This window comes from Sphingopyxis sp. DBS4, from assembly GCF_024628865.1.
Taxonomy (GTDB): Bacteria; Pseudomonadota; Alphaproteobacteria; order Sphingomonadales; family Sphingomonadaceae; genus Sphingopyxis.
This window is the reverse complement of record NZ_CP102384.1, coordinates 364,826-381,565: the sequence shown is the minus strand read 5'-3', so window position 1 is coordinate 381,565 and position 16,740 is coordinate 364,826. Positions and strand designations below refer to the sequence as shown.

Genomic DNA, 16,740 nt, shown 5'->3' with positions numbered 1-16,740 from the left:
CAGGAATTTCTTGTGACCGATACATTGTGGCTGGAAGTGGACGGGCTGACCGTCCAGGTGCTCACCGGCATCTACTCCGAAGAAACGCATCTGCCGCAGCCGCTGCGCATCTCGGTGCGCGCGAAGCTGGCGATCGCCGATCATTACGAGCCGACGACCCCGCTCAGCCGCTCGAAGAATTACATGCACCTCAAATTCGCGGCGACCGACGGCATCCCCAAGGACGTGCATTTCGTGCTCATCGAAAGCGTCGCCGACCATATCATCGACACCCTCTTCCTGCAGGACGACAAGGTCGAGGAGATCGAGGTCAAGATCGTCAAGCTGGCGATCGCCGAGGAAGGCGAGGAAATCGGGATCACGATGCGGCGCGCCCGAAAATGACGCAGAAGCTGGCGCTGGTCACCGGCGGGCTCCACCGCGTCGGCGCCGCCATCGCGGCGCGGCTGGCGCGCGAGGGCTATGCGCTGGCGCTGCACAAGCGGAGCGAGGCGGCCGCCGATCCGGTGCTGGCGGAGGCGCTCGCCGAGACCGGGGCGGAGCATCGCAGCTTCGCCGCCGACCTCGCCGATCCGACGGCGGTCGATGCGCTGATCCCGGCGGTAGTCGAGGCCTTCGGCCGCGCCCCCGGCCTGCTCGTCAACAACGCCGCTTTGTTCGCCGAGGGCGAATGGCCCGATCTGTCGGCGGCCGCAATCGCCGAGATGCTGCAGGTCAACCTGTCGGCGCCGGTGATGCTCGCGAAAGCGCTCGTCGCGGCGAGCGCCAGCGCCCGCCCCGCGATCGTCAATATCGTCGACCAGCGCGTCGCGCAGCCGGTGCCCGACCAGATCGCCTACAGCCTGTCGAAATCGGCGCTGTGGCAGGCGACCCAGACGCTCGCGGTCGCGTTCGGCGACCGCGCGCGCGTCAACGCCGTCGCGCCGGGACTGACGATGGCAACCAACGATTATTCGGACGCGCAGGTCGAGCGGCTCGCGAAGCGGATGCCGCTCGGCGCGCTGCCGACGCCCGCGCAGATCGCCGACGCGGTCGTCTATCTGGCGCACGCCGAGGCGGTGACCGGGCAGACGATCTTTGTCGACGGCGGCGCGCATCTGGCGCCGATGGGACGCGATTTCGTGGCGCTGGAAAGAGGCTGACCTCTCTTCTCCGTTCGTGTCGAGCCCTTCGACTGCCTTGGCAGGCGCTCAGGATAAACTTCGGCCTTGGCCGAAGTCGAGACACCCCGAAAGCTAGCGCCGTCCTGATGGGCATCTCGACTTCGCTCGATGCGAACGGGAATTTTAGCCAGCGCTTGTCAGTAAATATGCACCGCCTTGGTCACCAGATACCCATCCAGCCCCTCGGGCCCGCTTTCGCTGCCGAAGCCCGATTCCTTGATCCCGCCGAACGGCATGTCGCTCGCCGAGATGACGAAGCTGTTCACGCCGACCATGCCGCTTTCGATGCGGTCGGCGACACGGTTGATGCGGCGGCCGTTCTCGGTAAACGCAAAGGCCGCGAGGCCATAGGGCAGCCGGTTCGCCTGTTCGAGCGCTTCCTCCTCGGTGCCGAACGGACGGATCAGCGCCATCGGGCCGAAGGGTTCGTTGTTCATCGCATCGGCGTCGAGCGGCACGTCGGCGAGTGCGGTCGGCTGGAAGAAATAGCCGGTGCCGGTCGCCTCGCCGCCCGCGATCACCCGCGCGCCCTTTGCGGTCGCATCGGCGATCATCGCCTCCAATGCGGGCGCTCGGCGCGCGTTGGCGAGCGGCCCCATCTGGGTGTCGGAATCGAGCCCGCTGCCGACCCTCACCTTCTTCGTCCGCTCGGCGAAGCCCGCGACAAAGGCGTCGTAAATGCCCTGCTGGACATAGAAGCGCGTCGGCGAGACGCAGACCTGTCCCGCGTTGCGGAACTTCTGCGCGACAACGCGGTCGAGCGTGGCTTCGAGGTCGCAATCGTCGAAGATCAGCACCGGGGCGTGGCCGCCGAGTTCCATCGTGATCCGCTGCACGCGATCGGCGGCGAGCTTCATCAGATGCTTGCCGACCACGGTCGAGCCGGTGAAGCTGACCTTGCGGATCACGTCGCTGCCGAGCAGGTGACGGCTGATCATGTCGGGATTGCCGTAGACGAGTTGCACGACGTCGCCGGGGATTCCCGCGTCGGCGATGCAGCGCATAATCGCGCTGGTGCAGCCCGGCGTCTCCTCGGGTGCCTTGGCGATCACGACGCAGCCCGCGGCGAGCGCGGGAGCGATCTTCTTGACCATCAGATTGACCGGGAAATTCCACGGGCTGAACGCCGCGACCGGGCCGACCGGCTGTTTCAGCACCATCGCGCGCTGGCCGGCAGGGCGCTGGACGACGCGTCCCTCGATGCGTTTCCCCTCTTCGGCGAAATAGGCGAAGAGCGCCGCCGCCGACAGCACCTCGCCGCGCGCTTCGGCAATCGGCTTGCCCTGTTCGAGTGTCAGCAGCGTCGCGATCCGATCGGCGCGCTCGCGGATCAGCCCCGCCGCCTTGTGCATCAGTGCCGCGCGCTCGTCGGGGGTCTTCGCACGCCACACTGGCCAGCCGCGCGCCGCCGCGGCAAGCGCTTCGTCGAGGTCAGCCGTGGTCGCGACCGGCAGCTCGGCGATCGTAGCCGCGGTCGCAGGATTGAACACCGGCCGTTCCTCGCGCCCCTCGCCGCTCCGCCACGCTCCGTCGATGAAAAGCTGGAGGTCGGCGTCATAGGTCGCGGTCATGGGCGGGGCTCCGTTCTGGTCATAGTCATTGCGAGGAGCGAAGCGACGAAGCAATCTCCAGCCATCGGGTCGAATGAGGCCGGTGGCTGGAGATTGCTTCGCTTCGCTCGCAATGACGGGTGCGATATAGGAACGCCTCAGCGATAGTTAAAGCTGATGCTGATCCGTTCGCCCTTGCCCGAATGCGGCATCACTTCGTGCCGGAGCCAGCTTTCCCACAGGAAGACGCGCCCCGCAGCCGGTTCGGCGTAAATGAACGGGTGAAGGTACTCGGGCGCGTCGTCGGTACGCCCCGGCGCGGCCATCAGCATCGGCAGGCGCGGGTCCTCAAGCTTGAGCGCCCCCGATCCCGGCGGAACCGCGACGTAGAAGGTACCCGATACGATGCTGTGCGGATGGATATGCCCGCTGTGGGTGCCGCCGGGTTTCAGGATGTTGACCCACAGGCTGTCGAGCTTCAGCGGCTTGGCGAGGTCGAAATGGCACGCCTTGGCGAAGGCTTTCACTTCCTTGTCGAGCAGGCGCTTGAGATCATGAAAAGCGGGATCGCGCTCGGGCAGGTCGCCGAGGCTGGCGTAGCTGGTATAGCCCTTGTAGCCGTGCTCGCGGCTCCACGCGCGTCCCGCGCCATCTTCCTGTGCGAACAGGCGGCAGCTTTCCTCCAGCTCTTCGAGCAGGTCGGAGGTGCCAATGTCGGCCTCGTAAAAATGTGTGGCGAAGAGCGTGCGAACGGGCATGATGGGCGCAAAGCATAGGACAGGCGCAAGAGCAAGAAGAGAGGCTGGACACCCCCTGACCTTCTTTTCGTCACCCCGGACTTGATCCGGGGTCCATTATGCGCTGCGTTGGAAAGAATGGATGCCGGGTCCAGTCCGGCATGACGACGATTGGGAGAGAGGGAGAGGATATGGCCGAGTTTGAATTGATCGCCGACGGATTGCGCTTCCCCGAGGCGCCGGTGGTGATGGATGACGGCAGCGTCATCGTCGTCGAGATCGAGCAGGGACGGATCACACGCTGCTGGCCGGGCGGGAAGAAAGAGGTCGTCGCGACCCCGGGCGGCGGCCCCAACGGGCTCGCGATCGGTCCCGACGGCAAGCTCTATTGCTGCAACAACGGCGGCTTCCATTATGTCGAGGCGAACGGCTATCTCGCCCCGCACGGCATCGCGAGCGACTATTCGGGCGGGCGAATCGAGCGCATCGACCTCGACACCGGTGAAGTCGAAACCCTCTACAAATCGGGCGACAACGGCGTGATCCTGCGCGGCCCGAACGACATCATGTTCGACATGCATGGCGGCTTCTGGTTCACCGATCACGGCAAGGTCGACTATGCGAAGCGCGCCCACGATATCGTCGGCATCTTCTATGCCAAGGCCGACGGCAGCTTCATCGAGGAAGTGATCTTCCCATCGAACAACCCGAACGGCGTCGGCCTGTCGCCCGACGGCAACACGCTCTATGCCGCCGAAACCTACACCTGCCGACTGATGAAGTTCAACATCATCGCCCCCGGCAAGGTCGACGACGCCGCGGGGCCCGGCGGGCCCGGCATCCCGCTCTATCGCCCCGCGGGCTATAAATTCTTCGACAGCCTAGCGATGGAGGCGAACGGCAATATCTGCGTCGCGACGATCGGCGAATGCGGGATCAGCGTCGTCTCGCCCGCGGGCGAACTGGTCGAGTTCGTCGAGACCGACGATATCTTCACCACCAACATCGCGTTCGGCGGCGACGACATGCGCGACGCCTATCTGACCCTCTCGGGAAGCGGGCGGCTGGTGAAAACGCGCTGGGCGCGGCCGGGGCTCAAGCTGCAATATTGACGAGGGGCAACAGGGGATCATGCACCGCGAAACCCACGCCGTGGCGCGCATCGGCTGGCTGCGCGCCGCGATTCTCGGCGCGAACGACGGGATCGTCTCGACCGCCAGCCTCATCGCGGGCGTCGCGGCGGCGGGCGCCGAGCAGGCATCGATCCTCGTCACCGGTACCGCGGGGCTCGTCGCCGGCGCGATGTCGATGGCAGCGGGCGAATATGTCTCGGTCAGTTCGCAGCGCGACGCGGAGAAAGCCGACATCGCGACCGAGCGGCACGAACTGGCGACCGACCCGGCGTTCGAGCTCGAGGAGCTGACCCAAATCTACCAGCAGCGCGGACTCGACCGCGCACTGGCCGAACAGGTCGCGCGGCAGCTCACCGACCATAATGCGCTCGACAGCCATTTGCGCGACGAACTCGGTCTGACGCACGAGGCGCGGGCGCGGCCGGTTCAGGCGGCGGCGGCTTCGGCGGCGAGCTTTTCGGTCGGTGCGGCGCTGCCGCTCGCGACGCTGTTCGTCGATCGCGGCGCCTCGTTGCCGTGGACGGTATCGGGGGCTTCGCTGGTCTTCCTCGCGCTGCTCGGCGCGCTCGGCGCCTGGGCGGGCAATGCGCCGATGCTCCGTCCGGTCGTTCGCGTCACTTTCTGGGGCGCGATGGCGATGGCCGCGACGATCGCGATCGGATCGCTGTTCGGGGCGGTCGGCTAGCGCTTTTCCAGCCATTCGCGGAGCGCGACCGCATTGTTCCGCTCTTCGTCCTTTGCGGCATAGAGCAAGGTCACCGGCCCCGCCTTCGCCGCCGCGTCGAGTTCGGCCAGTGCCGCCGCGATCTCGTCGCCGCCGGCATCGAGTTCGGCGAAATATTCCTTGCGAAAGGCCGCCCAGGCCGCATCCGAATGCGCGGTCGCGTGATGAAATTCCTCGCGCATCGCGTCGGTCGGAGACAGGATTTTCAACCACGCCGTCAGCGTCGCCTTCTCCTTCGACACACCGCGCGGCCACAGCCGGTCGACAAGGAAGCGCGCACCATCGGCTTTCTCCGGCGGCTCGTAGATGCGCTTGACCGCGATTGTCAGTCCCTTCGCCATCTGCAAGACTATCGGCCAAGGCCGCGTGCGCCGCAAGCCATAAGGAGGGAAAAATGACCGACGCCTGGGCGATCGAGATCGACCGCGACGACATCGCCAAGGCGGCGCTCGTCGCCGATCCTGCCGCGCCGCTCGCGTCAGGCCAGATCCGCGTGACGCTGGACAGCTATGCGATGACCGCGAACAACATCACCTATGCGGTGTTCGGCAAGCCGTCGGGGCTGTTCGGCAACGATCAGGGCTATTGGGACTTCTTCGCCGAGCGGGACGCGCCGGGGCGCCTGCCGGTCTGGGGCTTCGCGACCGTCACCGAAAGCGCCGCCGAAGGCATCGCCATCGGCGACCGCTTCTACGGCTATTATCCGATGGCGCGCGAGGCGGTGCTGACCGCAGGAAACATCGGCCCCGGCGGTTTCACTGACGTTACGCCGCGCCGCACGACGCTGCCGCCGATCTACAATCACTATCAGCGGATCGAGGCGCTGGAGGGCTATCGTGCCGCCGACCATGATTATTGGCCGGTCTTCCGCCCGCTGTTCCTGACCGGCTGGCTGATCGCCGACCAGTTCGAGGACGAGGGCGATTATGGCGCCGCGCAGATATTGATCGCGAGCGCGTCGAGCAAGACCGCGATCGGCCTCGGCTTTTCGCTCGCGCAGCGGCAGGGCCCGCGTCCGCGGACGATCGGCCTGACGTCGGAAGCGCATGTCGCGGCGCTGACCGAGCAGAAGATCTACGACCGCGTGATCGCCTATGACGACATCGCGGCGCTCGACTCTGGCACCCCGTCTGCACTCGTCGACATGGCGGGCAACGGTGCGGTGACGGAGGCGGTGCACGGCCATTTCGGCGACAATTTGAAAGCCTCGATCATCGTCGGCAAGTCGCATTGGGATGCCGATGCCGGCGAGGCGGCGCTGCCCGGTCCCGAGCGGCAGGGCTTCTTCGCCCCCGGCCGCAGCCAGAAGCGGATCGCCGACTGGGGCGGCGCGGCGTTCGGGCAGAAAATCGCCGCGGCGTGGCTCGCCTTCATGGACGTCGCGCCGCGATTGGCGCGCATCGACAAGCGGAGCGGCGGCGAGGCCGCGCTCGGCGCCTATCGGGACATGCTGTCGGGCCGCGTCGATCCCAAGGTGGGAATCGTCGTCGAGCCCTGAGCGCACCGGTTGACGTTAACGTCAATCTGCGCTCTAGCCGCGCCATGTCTCGCTATACCCATGTCATCTTCGATTTCGGCGGCGTCATCACCGCCTCGCCCTTCGAAGCCTTCAACCGGCTGGAGGAGGAACGCGGGCTACCGCGCGACTTCGTCCGCCGCGTCAACAGCGCTGATCCCGACGGCAATGCCTGGGCGAAATTCGAGCGGGCCGAGATCGACGCGGCGGCGTTCGACAGCCTGTTCGCGGAAGAAGCCCGCGCGCTGGGGCACGCGCTCGAAGGCGAAGCGGTGCTCGCAGTGCTCGCCGGCGCGGTGCGCCCCGCAATGGTCAGGGCGCTCGATACGCTGAAGGCCCGGGGCTTCACGATCGGCTGCATCACCAACAATGTCCCCAGCGGCAAGGGTGCAGGAATGGCGCGCAGCGAAGCGATGGCGGCCGAGGTCGCGGCGATCATGGCGCGCTTCGACCATGTCATCGAATCGAGCAAGGTCGGCGTCCGCAAGCCCGACCCGCGTATCTATCAGATGATGTGCGAAGCGCTCGGCACCGAGCCTGCGACCTGTATCTATCTCGACGATCTCGGCATCAACTGCAAACCGGCGAGCCAGCTCGGTATGCACGCGATCAAGGTGACGAGCGGCGAACAGGCGCTCGCCGACCTGTCGGCGGCGCTGGGGATTATGCTGCCCTGAAGAGCAGGTTTATGAAAAGCCCCCGTGCTCCCGCGAAGGCGGGAGCCCATCTCCGGTTTGTGCAAGAAGGAGCCGGCGGATGATGGGTCCCCGCCTTCGCGGGGACACACGGTTTTCGCTTCAGGCCTAATGCGCCAGCAACAGCGGCACCCGGCCGCTGGTCAGCAGATAGCGCGTCACACCGCCGAAGATCGTCTCGCGCAGCCGGCTGCGGCCGAAGGCGCCCATCACGATCAGGCCGGCGCCCAGCGCGAGCGCTTCCTTTTCAAGCCGTTCCTCGACCGTGTCGCCATCGCGGGCGACCGTCTTCAGTTCGGCGTGGATGTCGTGGCGCGACAGATAGCGGAGCGCGTCGGTGGCGGGGACGTCGCCCTCTTCATCACCGACGGTGACGAGAACCACCGGCCGGCCGCCGAGCAGCGGGATCGCAGCGCGTAGCGCGTGCGCCGCCTGCGCGCTGCCGTTCCACGCGACCATCGCCGGGGTATCGGCGTCGAACGCCTTCACGCCGTGCGGCAGCGCCAGCACCGGCGTCGTCGCGGTCACGGCAAGATCACCCGCGAGCATCGGCGGCGGGCTGCCGCGCCGGTCCTCCTTCGCGGGCGGCAGGCTGACCACCGTCAGATCGGCGAAGGTCGCCGCCCCGGCGAGCGCGCCGACGATATCGCCATCGGCCATCGCGATGTCCCACGGCACATCCTCGCCCGCGAGCCGGTCGGCAAGACGGCTTTCGAGCGCGATGTCGTCGGCCTGCGCCGCGGCGAGCGCCTCGGCGGCGAAATAGGTGCCGCCGAACGGGTCGAAACTGACGAACTGCTGGAGCGGCGTCGCGATCAGCAAGGTCGCATGACCCTGAAAGCGGCGCGCGAGATCAAGCGCGACCTGCAGCCGGTCTTCGCAGGCGGAATCATTGTCGGCATGAACGAGTATCGAGCGCATGGGAGCCTCCTTTGGCCGTCCGATATGCAGGATAATGCACCACGAGGCGCGACGGTTCATTGACCGGCGTCAAGAACCGGCGCGATGCGCAGGCGCGCGGCCTGCTCGAAGATGCGGACCAGCACCGGCTCGGTATCGGCGACGCGCATCGCGACGTGGAACTCGACCGGCGCCGGCGGCGGCATTCCGGCGAGTTCGACGAGCGCGCCGCACGCGACCTCGCCGCGCACCATCGGTTCGGGGAAGATGCCGACGCCGCCCCCCGCCAGCGCGATGTCGATCATCATCCGGGCGTTGTTGCAGAGGTTGAGCGAGCGCGGCGCGATGCGCGAAGCGTCGATCGCGTCGCGCATCCGGCCGTGGATCGGCGAATGGCTGGCGAGCGACCAGACCGGCACCGCTTCATCCCCCGCACCGAAGGCCGCGGCAACCGCGGGGCTGGCGAGCCACACCAGCGCCACCTTGCCGATCGGACGCGACATCAGCGCCGGGTGCGCGACCGGCCCCGCGGCGAAGGCCATGTCGGTGCGGCCGGTAAGCAATTGCTGGATCAGGTTCGCGGTCAGGTCGATCTCGATTTCGAGGCCGACGCCCGGCATCTCCTCCTTCAGCGCCGCGACGAAGGGCGGCAGGCAGCTTGCCGCCGCGATCTCGCCCGCGCCGATCCGCACCACCCCGCTCGCCTCGGCAAAACCGCCGCTGCCGAGCAGCGCGCGTTCCATGTCGCGGAGCAGCGGCGCGCAGTCGCGCACCAGCTTGCGGCCCGCCGGGGTCAGCGACATGGTGCGCCCGTCGCGACGGAACAGCGCCGAGCCGAGCCGCTGCTCGAGCTCGCGCATCCGCGCCGACACCGCGGGCTGGGTGGTGTTGAGCCGCTCGGCGGCGGCCGAGAAGGTGCCGAGCCGGTCGATCCAGAGCAGGGTTTCGAGATGATAGAAGGCAATTCTATTGATCGACATTGCTTATCAATAAGCTAAAATCACTATGATTAGAATTGATATGTCAGATGCGCCAATGTCGCGCGCGATCACTTACCAAGGAGGCTGTTTCATGGGGAACAAGCGCTATTCCGACGCCGCTGCCGCGCTCGACGGACTGCTTTTCGACGGAATGCATATCTGTGCGGGCGGCTTCGGTCTGTGCGGCATCCCCGAACGGCTGATCGACGCGGTTCGCGATTCCGGGGTCAAGGAGCTGACGATCGCGAGCAACAATGCCGGGATCGACGGCGAAGGGCTCGGCAAGCTGCTCCGCACCAGACAGATCAAAAAAATGATCTCCTCCTATGTCGGCGAGAACAAGGAGTTCGAGCGGCAATATCTGGCGGGCGAGCTGGAGGTCGAATTCTGCCCGCAGGGCACGCTCGCCGAACGCTGCCGCGCCGGCGGCGCGGGCATTCCGGGTTTCTATACGAAAACGGGCGTCGGCACCCTCGTCGCCGAGGGCAAGGAAGTGAAGAGCTTCGACGGACAGGATTATATCCTCGAACGCGGCATCTTCGCCGACCTTGCGATCATCAAGGGATGGAAAGCCGACGAAAGCGGCAACCTCATCTTCCGCAAGACCGCCCGCAACTTCAACCAGCCGATGGCGACCGCGGCGAAGATCTGCGTTGCGGAGGTCGAGGAGATCGTGCCGACCGGCAGCCTCGACCCCGACTGCATCCATCTGCCCGGTATCTATGTGAAGCGCCTGATCGTCGGCGCCCCCTACGACAAGAAGATCGAGTTCCGCACCGTGCGGCCGCGGGAAGCAGCATGATGCGCGGCCTTGCCTTCGCCGCCGGTCTGCTGCTCGCGGGCTGCGCCTCGACGACGACCCAGACCGCGCCCAAGCCGCTGAGCGCCGACGTCATCGCCTCGCAGGTCGGCGAAAAACCGACGCCGACATCACCGCCTACGGGCCAGCAATGGCTCTACGGCTCGGCCGAGAGTGCGGTCGCGTCGGTGCAGGTCTATCGCTCACTTGCGTCCTATGTGCGCGCGGTCGCCATCTCGGCCGCGCCGCACAAGCAGGTCGTGCTCGCCGAGGGATCGACGCCCGCCGCGCCGCGCTTCGACGATTGCGGCGAGAAACCGCTCGCGGCGGTGTTCGACGCCGACGAGACGCTGATCTGGAATATCGGCGCGATGCGCTACATGGCCGAGCAGCACAAGGATTTCGACCCCGCGATCTGGGACCAGTGGGAAAAAACCGGGGCCGGCAAGGCGATCGCGATGCCCGGGGTGATCGACGCGGTGAACATCATGCGCAGCGCCGGGGTGACCGTGATCGTCAACACCAACCGCACCACTGCCAACGCCAAGGGCACCGAAGACACGCTGCGCGCGGCGGGGCTCGGCGAGTATAAGCATGGCGAGACGCTGTTCCTGATGGGCGACACCCCCGACGGCGCGAGCAAGGACGGACGCCGCGCACTGATCGCCTCGCGTTATTGCGTGATCGCGATGGGCGGCGACCAGCTCGGCGATTTCGCACAGGCGTTCAACGCGCGCGAGCTGTCGGTTGCCGATCGCAAGACGCTGGCGACCAGCGGCCCGATCGCCGACCTGTGGGGACATGGCTGGTTCCTGCTGTCCAACCCCGTCTACGGCCCGTCGATTCGCGGCGGCTTTGCCGACATCTTCCCCTCCGACAAGCAATGGGAGCCCAAGTGAATGGCCCAGGAAACCAAAGGCTGGACGCGTGATGATATGGCAGCGCGGGCCGCTCAGGAGCTGGAGGACGGCTATTACGTCAATCTCGGCATCGGCATTCCGACACTGGTCGCGAATCATGTGCCAGCGGGGATGACGGTGACGCTGCAGTCGGAGAACGGCATGCTCGGCATCGGCCCCTTTCCCCTCGAGGGCGACGAAGACCCCGACCTGATCAACGCGGGCAAGCAGACGATCAGCGAGCTGCCGCAGACCGCCTATTTCGGGTCGGAACAGAGCTTTGCGATGATCCGCGGCGGCCATATCGACCTCGCCGTGCTGGGCGGGATGGAAGTCGCCGAGAACGGCGACCTCGCCAACTGGATGGTGCCCGGCAAGATGATCAAGGGCATGGGCGGCGCGATGGATCTGGTCGCCGGGGTCAAGAAGATCATCGTCGTGATGGAACACAATGCCAAGGACGGCAGCGCGAAGTTCATCCCGGCATGTACCCTGCCGCTGACCGGCAAGAATGTCATCGACATGATCGTCACCGACCTTGCGGTGTTCAAGCGTGACGACCATTCGAGCCCGTTCAGGCTGATCGAGCTCGCACCGGGGGTGACGGCGGAAGAAGTCGCCGCTAAGACCACCGCCGCATATGAGGTCGCCATCTAGACAAAAATCCGTGCCGCGCATTCTGATCGGCCTTCTCGCGATCGTCGCGTTGGGGCTGACAGGCTGGTTCGGCGTGCGCGCCTTTGGCGGCGGTCATCCGCTCGCCAGCGTCGCGATCCCGATCAAGACGCCCGAAAAACTGCCCGACACGCCCGACGCGTGGCGCGGGCGGATCGACTATCGCGCGCTCGACAGCCAGTTATCGGCGCTGTCGCAGCGTCCCGAAATGGCAGGGCTCGCGGTGGCGGTCGTCGAGGACGGCGAATTGCGCTTCGTGCGGACCTATGGCGTCGCCGACAAGGCGACGGGCGCTCCGGTGACGCCGCACACGCTGTTCCGCTGGGCCTCGGTGTCCAAGACCGCGACCGGGGCGATGGCGGCCGCGCTCGCGGCCGATGGCGCCCTCGATCTGGACCGGCCGGTCGCCGACTGGCACACCTCGCTGCGCCTGCCGGGCGGCGCCGAGGCGCATGTGACGGTCGCCGAACTGCTGTCGCAGCGCACGGGGCTCACCAAGAACGCCTATGACGAGAAATTGGAGGAAGGACAGGACCCCGCGCTGCTCCGCGCGAATCTCGCCACCGCGCCGCTGCAATGCGAACCCGGCACCTGCCACACCTATCAGAATGTCGCCTTCGACACCGCGAACGAGATATTGGGCAAGGCCGCGAACAAGGCGTTCCCCGATGCGGTCGAGGATCGATTCTTCCTGCCGCTCGGCATGGTCAGCGCGGGATATGGGATGAAACGGCTGACCGGCGCCAAGGACTGGGCGCGGCCGCACAATGGCGCGCACGTCCGCCCGGTCAAGGAAGCCTATTGGCGCGTTCCCGCCGCCGCGGGGGTCGAGAGCGACATCGTCGATTTCGCGACCTGGATGCAGGCGATGATGGGTAGCCGGCCCGATGTGCTGCCCGCCGCGGTGCTGCAAATCGCTCACCGCCCGCGCGTCGGCACGGGGCGGCTCTATGGCGGCACGCTGCGGCAGGCGATCAGCGACGCCTCCTATGGGATGGGCTGGCGGAACTTCACTTATGACGGCCTCAGGCTCGAAGGCCATTCGGGCGCGGTGGCGGGCTATCGCGCGACGATGATTTTCGAACCGGCGACGCGAACCGGCGTCGTCGCACTGTGGAACAGCGACTGGGGATTTCCCTTCCGCATCCCCTTCGCGGCGATCGACAGCTATCACGGGCGCCCCGATGCGGGCTGGCTCGACCTGAGCAAATTGCCCGCGGCGCCGGGCGGGGCGGCGCGAACCGCCGCTGCCGTTCGCCCGCCGATCGGCTAACGCAAGACGAGGAGGCGACCGCATGTATGAGCTGATCACCGCCAACCGCAATTATTCGAGCTGGTCGCTGCGGCCTTGGGTGCTGATGCGCGCGCTCGGCATCGCGTTCGAGGATCGGATCGAGCCCTTCGCCGCGCCGGTCAATTACGATGCCTTCCGAGGCTTTTCGCCGACCGGGCAGGTTCCGGCGCTGCTCCACCAGGGGCGGACGATTTACGATTCGCTGGGCATCACCCTCTATCTGGCGGATCGGCACGAGGGCATCTGGCCCGCCGATCCCGACGCGCGTGCCTGGGCGCAATGCGCGGCCGCCGAGATGCACAGCGGCTTTTCGGCGCTGCGCGGCGACTGCACGATGAACGTCGGGGTGCGGGTGACGCCGAAGCCCATGTCCGACGCCCTCACCGCCAATGTCGCGCGCGTCCGCGAATTGTTCGAACAGGGGCTCGCGACGTTCGGCGGGCCGTGGCTCGCGGGCGCGGATTTCTCGGCGGTCGACGCCTTCTTCGCGCCGGTCGCCTTTCGTATCCGCACCTATGGCCTCAACGTCGGCGGCGGGCAGGCGTGGGTCGACCATATGCTGGCGCATCCGGCGATGCTGGAATGGGAGCGGCAGGCGCTGCTGGAGGCATGGCGCGAGGAAAGCCACGAGGCGGAACTGGCGGCGGCGGGGATAGTTACCGCGGATTACCGGACCGCCTAGCTATTCTGTCTCTGCGTCGTTTCGAGCGGAGCCAGAACATGATCATTTTTGACTAAATCGTCATCCCGGCGAAAGCCGGGATCTCGCCGGGGCGTCAGGTCGAGACGATGAGATCCCGGCCTTCGCCGGGATGACGGGATAAGAAAGGCGGTGTTTTGGTCTAACCCGATCTCGATCTATTCCGCCAACGCCTCGCGCACCATCGCAATCCCCGCTTCGCGTTGCGCTTTCAACTCGGCCCTCAGTTTCACCGGATCGCGCGCGAGCACGAAGCCGAAGCTGACCCCGCCCTCCTTGCCGATCGTTGCGTGATGCAGCTTGTGCGCCTGCACCAGCCGCTTGGCATAGCCGTGCCGCGGCACCCAGCGGAACCAGCGCTGGTGGACGAGCCCGTCGTGCACCAGCGTGTAGATGATGCCGTAGAGGAGGACGCCGAGCCCGATCCACGTCCCCGGCTCCCACGCCGCGGCGCCGCGGATCATCGGGCTGCCGGCGGCAAACATCGATATGCTCATCGCGGCGCCGACGAGCGCGAACAGGTCGTTCTTTTCCAGCATCCCGTCGTGCGGTTCGTGATGGTCGCGGTGCCACGCCCAGCCGAAGCCGTGCATGATATATTTGTGGCTCACCCAGGCGACGCCCTCCATCGCCGCCACGGTGGCGAGGATGACGGCGAGGATGGCGGGGGTGGACATGAGGGATTTATAAGCTTGTTGAAGACATGATGCCACATCCCCGTCATCCCGGCGAAGGCCGGGATCCCGCCGTTGCGTTTATCCGACAGGGTGAGATCCCGGCCTTCGCCGGGATGACGATATATCACTGGAAAGGCGCGCGACCGAAAATTGCGTTTTTGATCGCCACTCGCTTGCATTGTTGTTCGACTGGCGTAAGTGAACCCGCATGACTCGGCCCCGCACCCTTTATGAGAAAATCTGGGACGCGCATGTCGTCGAACAGCGCCCCGACGGCACCGCTCTGATCTTCATCGACCGCCATCTCGTCCATGAAGTCACCAGCCCGCAGGCGTTTGCGGGGCTTCGCGCGAGCGGGCGCACGGTGCGCCGTCCCGACCTGACGCTCGCGGTGCCCGACCATAATGTGCCGACGACGGCGCGGCTCGACGCGGCCGGCAACAAGCTGCCGATCGCCGACCCCGAAAGCGCGGCGCAGCTCGCCGCGCTGGAGAAGAATGCGCCCGAATATGGCATCCGCTATATCGACGCGGTCGCGCCCGAACAGGGCATCGTCCATGTCGTTGGCCCCGAGCAGGGCTTTTCGCTGCCCGGCACGACGATCGTCTGCGGCGACAGCCACACCGCCTGCCACGGCGGCATCGGCGCGCTCGCCTTCGGGATCGGGACGAGCGAGGTCGAGCATGTGCTGGCGACGCAGACGCTGTTGCTCCAGCCGTCGAAGACGATGGAAGTGCGCGTCGAGGGCGAGGTCGGCCCCGGCGTCACCGCGAAGGACATCATCCTTTACATCACCGGCACGATCGGCGCCGCGGGCGGCACCGGCCATGTCATCGAATATACCGGCAGCGCGATCCGCGCGCTGTCGATCGAGGGCCGGTTGACCGTCAGCAACATGGCGATCGAGGGCGGCGCGCGCGCCGGGCTGATCGCGCCCGACGACGTGACCTTCGCCTATCTCAAGGGCCGTCCCTATGCGCCGAAGGGCGCCGACTGGGACGCCGCGGTCGCTTACTGGAAAAGCCTCGCGACCGATCCGGGCGCGACCTACGACAAGACCGTCGTCATCGACGCCACCGACATCGCGCCGAGCGTCACCTGGGGCACCAGCCCCGAGGATGTCGTGCCGATCACCGGCGTCGTGCCCGATCCCGCGAGCTTCGCCGATCCGTCGAAGCAGGCCGCAGCCGCCAAGAGCCTCGCCTATATGGGGCTCGAACCCGGCACGCGGATGCAGGATGTGCCAATCGAAAATATCTTCATCGGCAGTTGCACCAACAGCCGCATCGAAGACATGCGCGCCGCCGCTGCGATCGTCAAAGGCCGCAGGAAGGCCGATAACGTCCGCTGGGCGATCGTCGTCCCCGGCTCGGGCCTCGTGAAGGCGCAGGCCGAAGCCGAGGGTCTCGATCGCATTTTCACCGACGCGGGGCTCGAATGGCGCGAGCCCGGCTGTTCGGCGTGCCTCGCGATGAACCCCGACAAGGTACCCGCGGGCGAGCGCTGCGCCTCGACCAGCAACCGCAATTTCGTCGGCCGCCAAGGCCCCGGCAGCCGCACCCACCTCGTTTCGCCCGCCATGGCGGCGGCGGCGGCGGTGACGGGCCGGCTCACCGACGTCAGGGAGCTTATGGCATGACCCCGCTGGAAAAGGTCGAAGGCCGCGCGATCCCGTTCGGGCTCAAGAATGTCGACACCGACGTCATCATCCCGGCGCACTGGCTGAAGACGACGACGCGCGAAGGCATGGGGCGCGGCGCGTTCGAGAGCCTGCGCGCCGACCCCGACAATCTGTTCGACAGCGCCGAATATAAGGGCGCGCCGATCCTGATCGCGGGCGACAATTTCGGCTGCGGGTCGAGCCGCGAACATGCGGCATGGGCGCTCGGCGACCTCGGCATCCGCGTCGTCATCGCGCCGTCCTACTCCGACATCTTCTCGGGCAATGCGGTCAAGAACGGCATTCTCCCCGTCGTGCTGCCGCAGGCCGCGATCGACCGGCTGATGGAGGTCGCGGCGACCGATCCCGTCCATGTCGACCTCGACACCCAGACGGTGACGACGCCCTTTCAGGACCGCTTCACCTTCGAGATCGACCCCTTCCGCAAGATGTGCCTGCTCGAAGGGCTCGACGAGATTTCGCTGACCGAAAAGAGCGACGCGGCGATCGGCGCCTATGAAGCCAAGCTCGACGCCGACCGTCCATGGATGCGCCCGGTCGCCGTCTCATGAATTAGCGGCACCGGCCCGCTCCCCCACCGGCCTCCCATAGGTTGCTATCGTTGGGGAGGCCGGGTG

At 66.6% G+C, this 16,740-nt stretch carries 19 protein-coding genes; 13 read left to right on the top strand and 6 right to left on the bottom strand.

Features of this window, described 5'->3' with window-relative positions; all coding sequences use genetic code 11:
* The first annotated feature begins 12 nt into the window (after positions 1 to 12).
* A complete protein-coding gene (locus NP825_RS01795) occupies positions 13 to 384 on the top strand; it encodes a dihydroneopterin aldolase (protein WP_257547929.1) in 372 nt (123 codons plus the stop codon).
* The gene (locus NP825_RS01790) at positions 381 to 1,142 is read left to right on the top strand and encodes an SDR family oxidoreductase (protein WP_257547927.1); all 762 of its coding nucleotides are present in this window, start codon (positions 381 to 383) and stop codon (positions 1,140 to 1,142) included. Before NP825_RS01795 ends, NP825_RS01790 begins: the two co-directional genes overlap by 4 nt.
* A 158-nt stretch (positions 1,143 to 1,300) precedes the next feature.
* On the opposite strand, the gene NP825_RS01785 is transcribed toward NP825_RS01790, so the two are convergent.
* Both NP825_RS01785 and NP825_RS01780 read right to left on the bottom strand, forming a co-directional pair.
* On the bottom strand, positions 1,301 to 2,734 hold the full coding sequence (locus NP825_RS01785) for an NAD-dependent succinate-semialdehyde dehydrogenase (RefSeq protein WP_257547925.1): 1,434 nt from the start codon (positions 2,732 to 2,734) through the stop codon (positions 1,301 to 1,303).
* A 137-nt stretch (positions 2,735 to 2,871) separates the two neighbouring features.
* The gene (locus NP825_RS01780; protein WP_257547924.1) at positions 2,872 to 3,471 is read right to left on the bottom strand and encodes a TIGR02466 family protein; all 600 of its coding nucleotides are present in this window, start codon (positions 3,469 to 3,471) and stop codon (positions 2,872 to 2,874) included.
* A 170-nt stretch (positions 3,472 to 3,641) separates the two neighbouring features.
* Between NP825_RS01780 and NP825_RS01775 the strand changes: the two genes are divergently transcribed.
* Both NP825_RS01775 and NP825_RS01770 read left to right on the top strand, forming a co-directional pair.
* Complete coding sequence (locus NP825_RS01775) at positions 3,642 to 4,562, top strand: SMP-30/gluconolactonase/LRE family protein (RefSeq protein WP_257547923.1); 921 nt, start codon at positions 3,642 to 3,644, stop codon at positions 4,560 to 4,562.
* A gap of 19 nt (positions 4,563 to 4,581) precedes the next feature.
* The gene (locus NP825_RS01770; RefSeq protein ID WP_257547922.1) at positions 4,582 to 5,268 is read left to right on the top strand and encodes a VIT family protein; all 687 of its coding nucleotides are present in this window, start codon (positions 4,582 to 4,584) and stop codon (positions 5,266 to 5,268) included.
* Here the strand turns inward: NP825_RS01770 and NP825_RS01765 are convergent.
* A complete protein-coding gene (locus NP825_RS01765) occupies positions 5,265 to 5,648 on the bottom strand; it encodes a DUF488 domain-containing protein (RefSeq protein WP_257547921.1) in 384 nt (127 codons plus the stop codon). The two genes, NP825_RS01770 and NP825_RS01765, sit on opposite strands and share 4 nt — an antisense overlap.
* Positions 5,649 to 5,701: 53 nt before the next feature.
* Between NP825_RS01765 and NP825_RS01760 the strand changes: the two genes are divergently transcribed.
* A complete protein-coding gene (locus NP825_RS01760; protein ID WP_257547920.1) occupies positions 5,702 to 6,805 on the top strand; it encodes a DUF2855 family protein in 1,104 nt (367 codons plus the stop codon).
* A 44-nt stretch (positions 6,806 to 6,849) separates the two neighbouring features.
* Positions 6,850 to 7,500: an HAD-IA family hydrolase gene (locus NP825_RS01755; RefSeq protein WP_257547919.1), complete on the top strand. Its 651-nt coding sequence runs from the start codon at positions 6,850 to 6,852 to the stop codon at positions 7,498 to 7,500.
* A gap of 126 nt (positions 7,501 to 7,626) precedes the next feature.
* Here the strand turns inward: NP825_RS01755 and NP825_RS01750 are convergent, their stop codons facing one another.
* Both NP825_RS01750 and NP825_RS01745 read right to left on the bottom strand, forming a co-directional pair.
* Positions 7,627 to 8,439: a universal stress protein gene (locus NP825_RS01750; protein ID WP_257547918.1), complete on the bottom strand. Its 813-nt coding sequence runs from the start codon at positions 8,437 to 8,439 to the stop codon at positions 7,627 to 7,629.
* Positions 8,440 to 8,495: 56 nt separating this feature from the next.
* On the bottom strand, positions 8,496 to 9,398 hold the full coding sequence (locus NP825_RS01745; RefSeq protein ID WP_257547917.1) for a LysR family transcriptional regulator: 903 nt from the start codon (positions 9,396 to 9,398) through the stop codon (positions 8,496 to 8,498).
* A gap of 91 nt (positions 9,399 to 9,489) precedes the next feature.
* Between NP825_RS01745 and NP825_RS01740 the strand changes: the two genes are divergently transcribed.
* From NP825_RS01740 to NP825_RS01720, 5 genes are read left to right on the top strand one after another with little or no spacing between them, the layout of a single operon-like run.
* Positions 9,490 to 10,200: a CoA transferase subunit A gene (locus NP825_RS01740; RefSeq protein WP_257547916.1), complete on the top strand. Its 711-nt coding sequence runs from the start codon at positions 9,490 to 9,492 to the stop codon at positions 10,198 to 10,200.
* Positions 10,197 to 11,096: an HAD family acid phosphatase gene (locus NP825_RS01735; RefSeq protein ID WP_257547914.1), complete on the top strand. Its 900-nt coding sequence runs from the start codon at positions 10,197 to 10,199 to the stop codon at positions 11,094 to 11,096. Before NP825_RS01740 ends, NP825_RS01735 begins: the two co-directional genes overlap by 4 nt.
* A complete protein-coding gene (locus NP825_RS01730) occupies positions 11,097 to 11,753 on the top strand; it encodes a 3-oxoacid CoA-transferase subunit B (RefSeq protein WP_257547912.1) in 657 nt (218 codons plus the stop codon).
* A gap of 10 nt (positions 11,754 to 11,763) precedes the next feature.
* Positions 11,764 to 13,044: a serine hydrolase gene (locus NP825_RS01725; RefSeq protein ID WP_257547909.1), complete on the top strand. Its 1,281-nt coding sequence runs from the start codon at positions 11,764 to 11,766 to the stop codon at positions 13,042 to 13,044.
* A gap of 22 nt (positions 13,045 to 13,066) precedes the next feature.
* Positions 13,067 to 13,747 (top strand): glutathione S-transferase family protein, encoded by a 681-nt coding sequence (locus NP825_RS01720; RefSeq protein ID WP_257547907.1) that lies wholly within the window; start codon positions 13,067 to 13,069, stop codon positions 13,745 to 13,747.
* 176 nt (positions 13,748 to 13,923) lie between these two features.
* Here NP825_RS01720 and NP825_RS01715 read toward each other — a convergent pair whose 3' ends face one another.
* Positions 13,924 to 14,442 (bottom strand): sterol desaturase family protein, encoded by a 519-nt coding sequence (locus tag NP825_RS01715; protein WP_257547905.1) that lies wholly within the window; start codon positions 14,440 to 14,442, stop codon positions 13,924 to 13,926.
* A 208-nt stretch (positions 14,443 to 14,650) separates the two neighbouring features.
* Between NP825_RS01715 and leuC the strand changes: the two genes are divergently transcribed.
* Both leuC and leuD read left to right on the top strand, forming a co-directional pair.
* On the top strand, positions 14,651 to 16,081 hold the full coding sequence (gene leuC / locus NP825_RS01710; RefSeq protein ID WP_257547903.1) for a 3-isopropylmalate dehydratase large subunit: 1,431 nt from the start codon (positions 14,651 to 14,653) through the stop codon (positions 16,079 to 16,081).
* The gene (leuD, locus tag NP825_RS01705) at positions 16,078 to 16,674 is read left to right on the top strand and encodes a 3-isopropylmalate dehydratase small subunit (RefSeq protein ID WP_257547901.1); all 597 of its coding nucleotides are present in this window, start codon (positions 16,078 to 16,080) and stop codon (positions 16,672 to 16,674) included. Before leuC ends, leuD begins: the two co-directional genes overlap by 4 nt.
* Positions 16,675 to 16,740 lie beyond the last annotated feature (66 nt).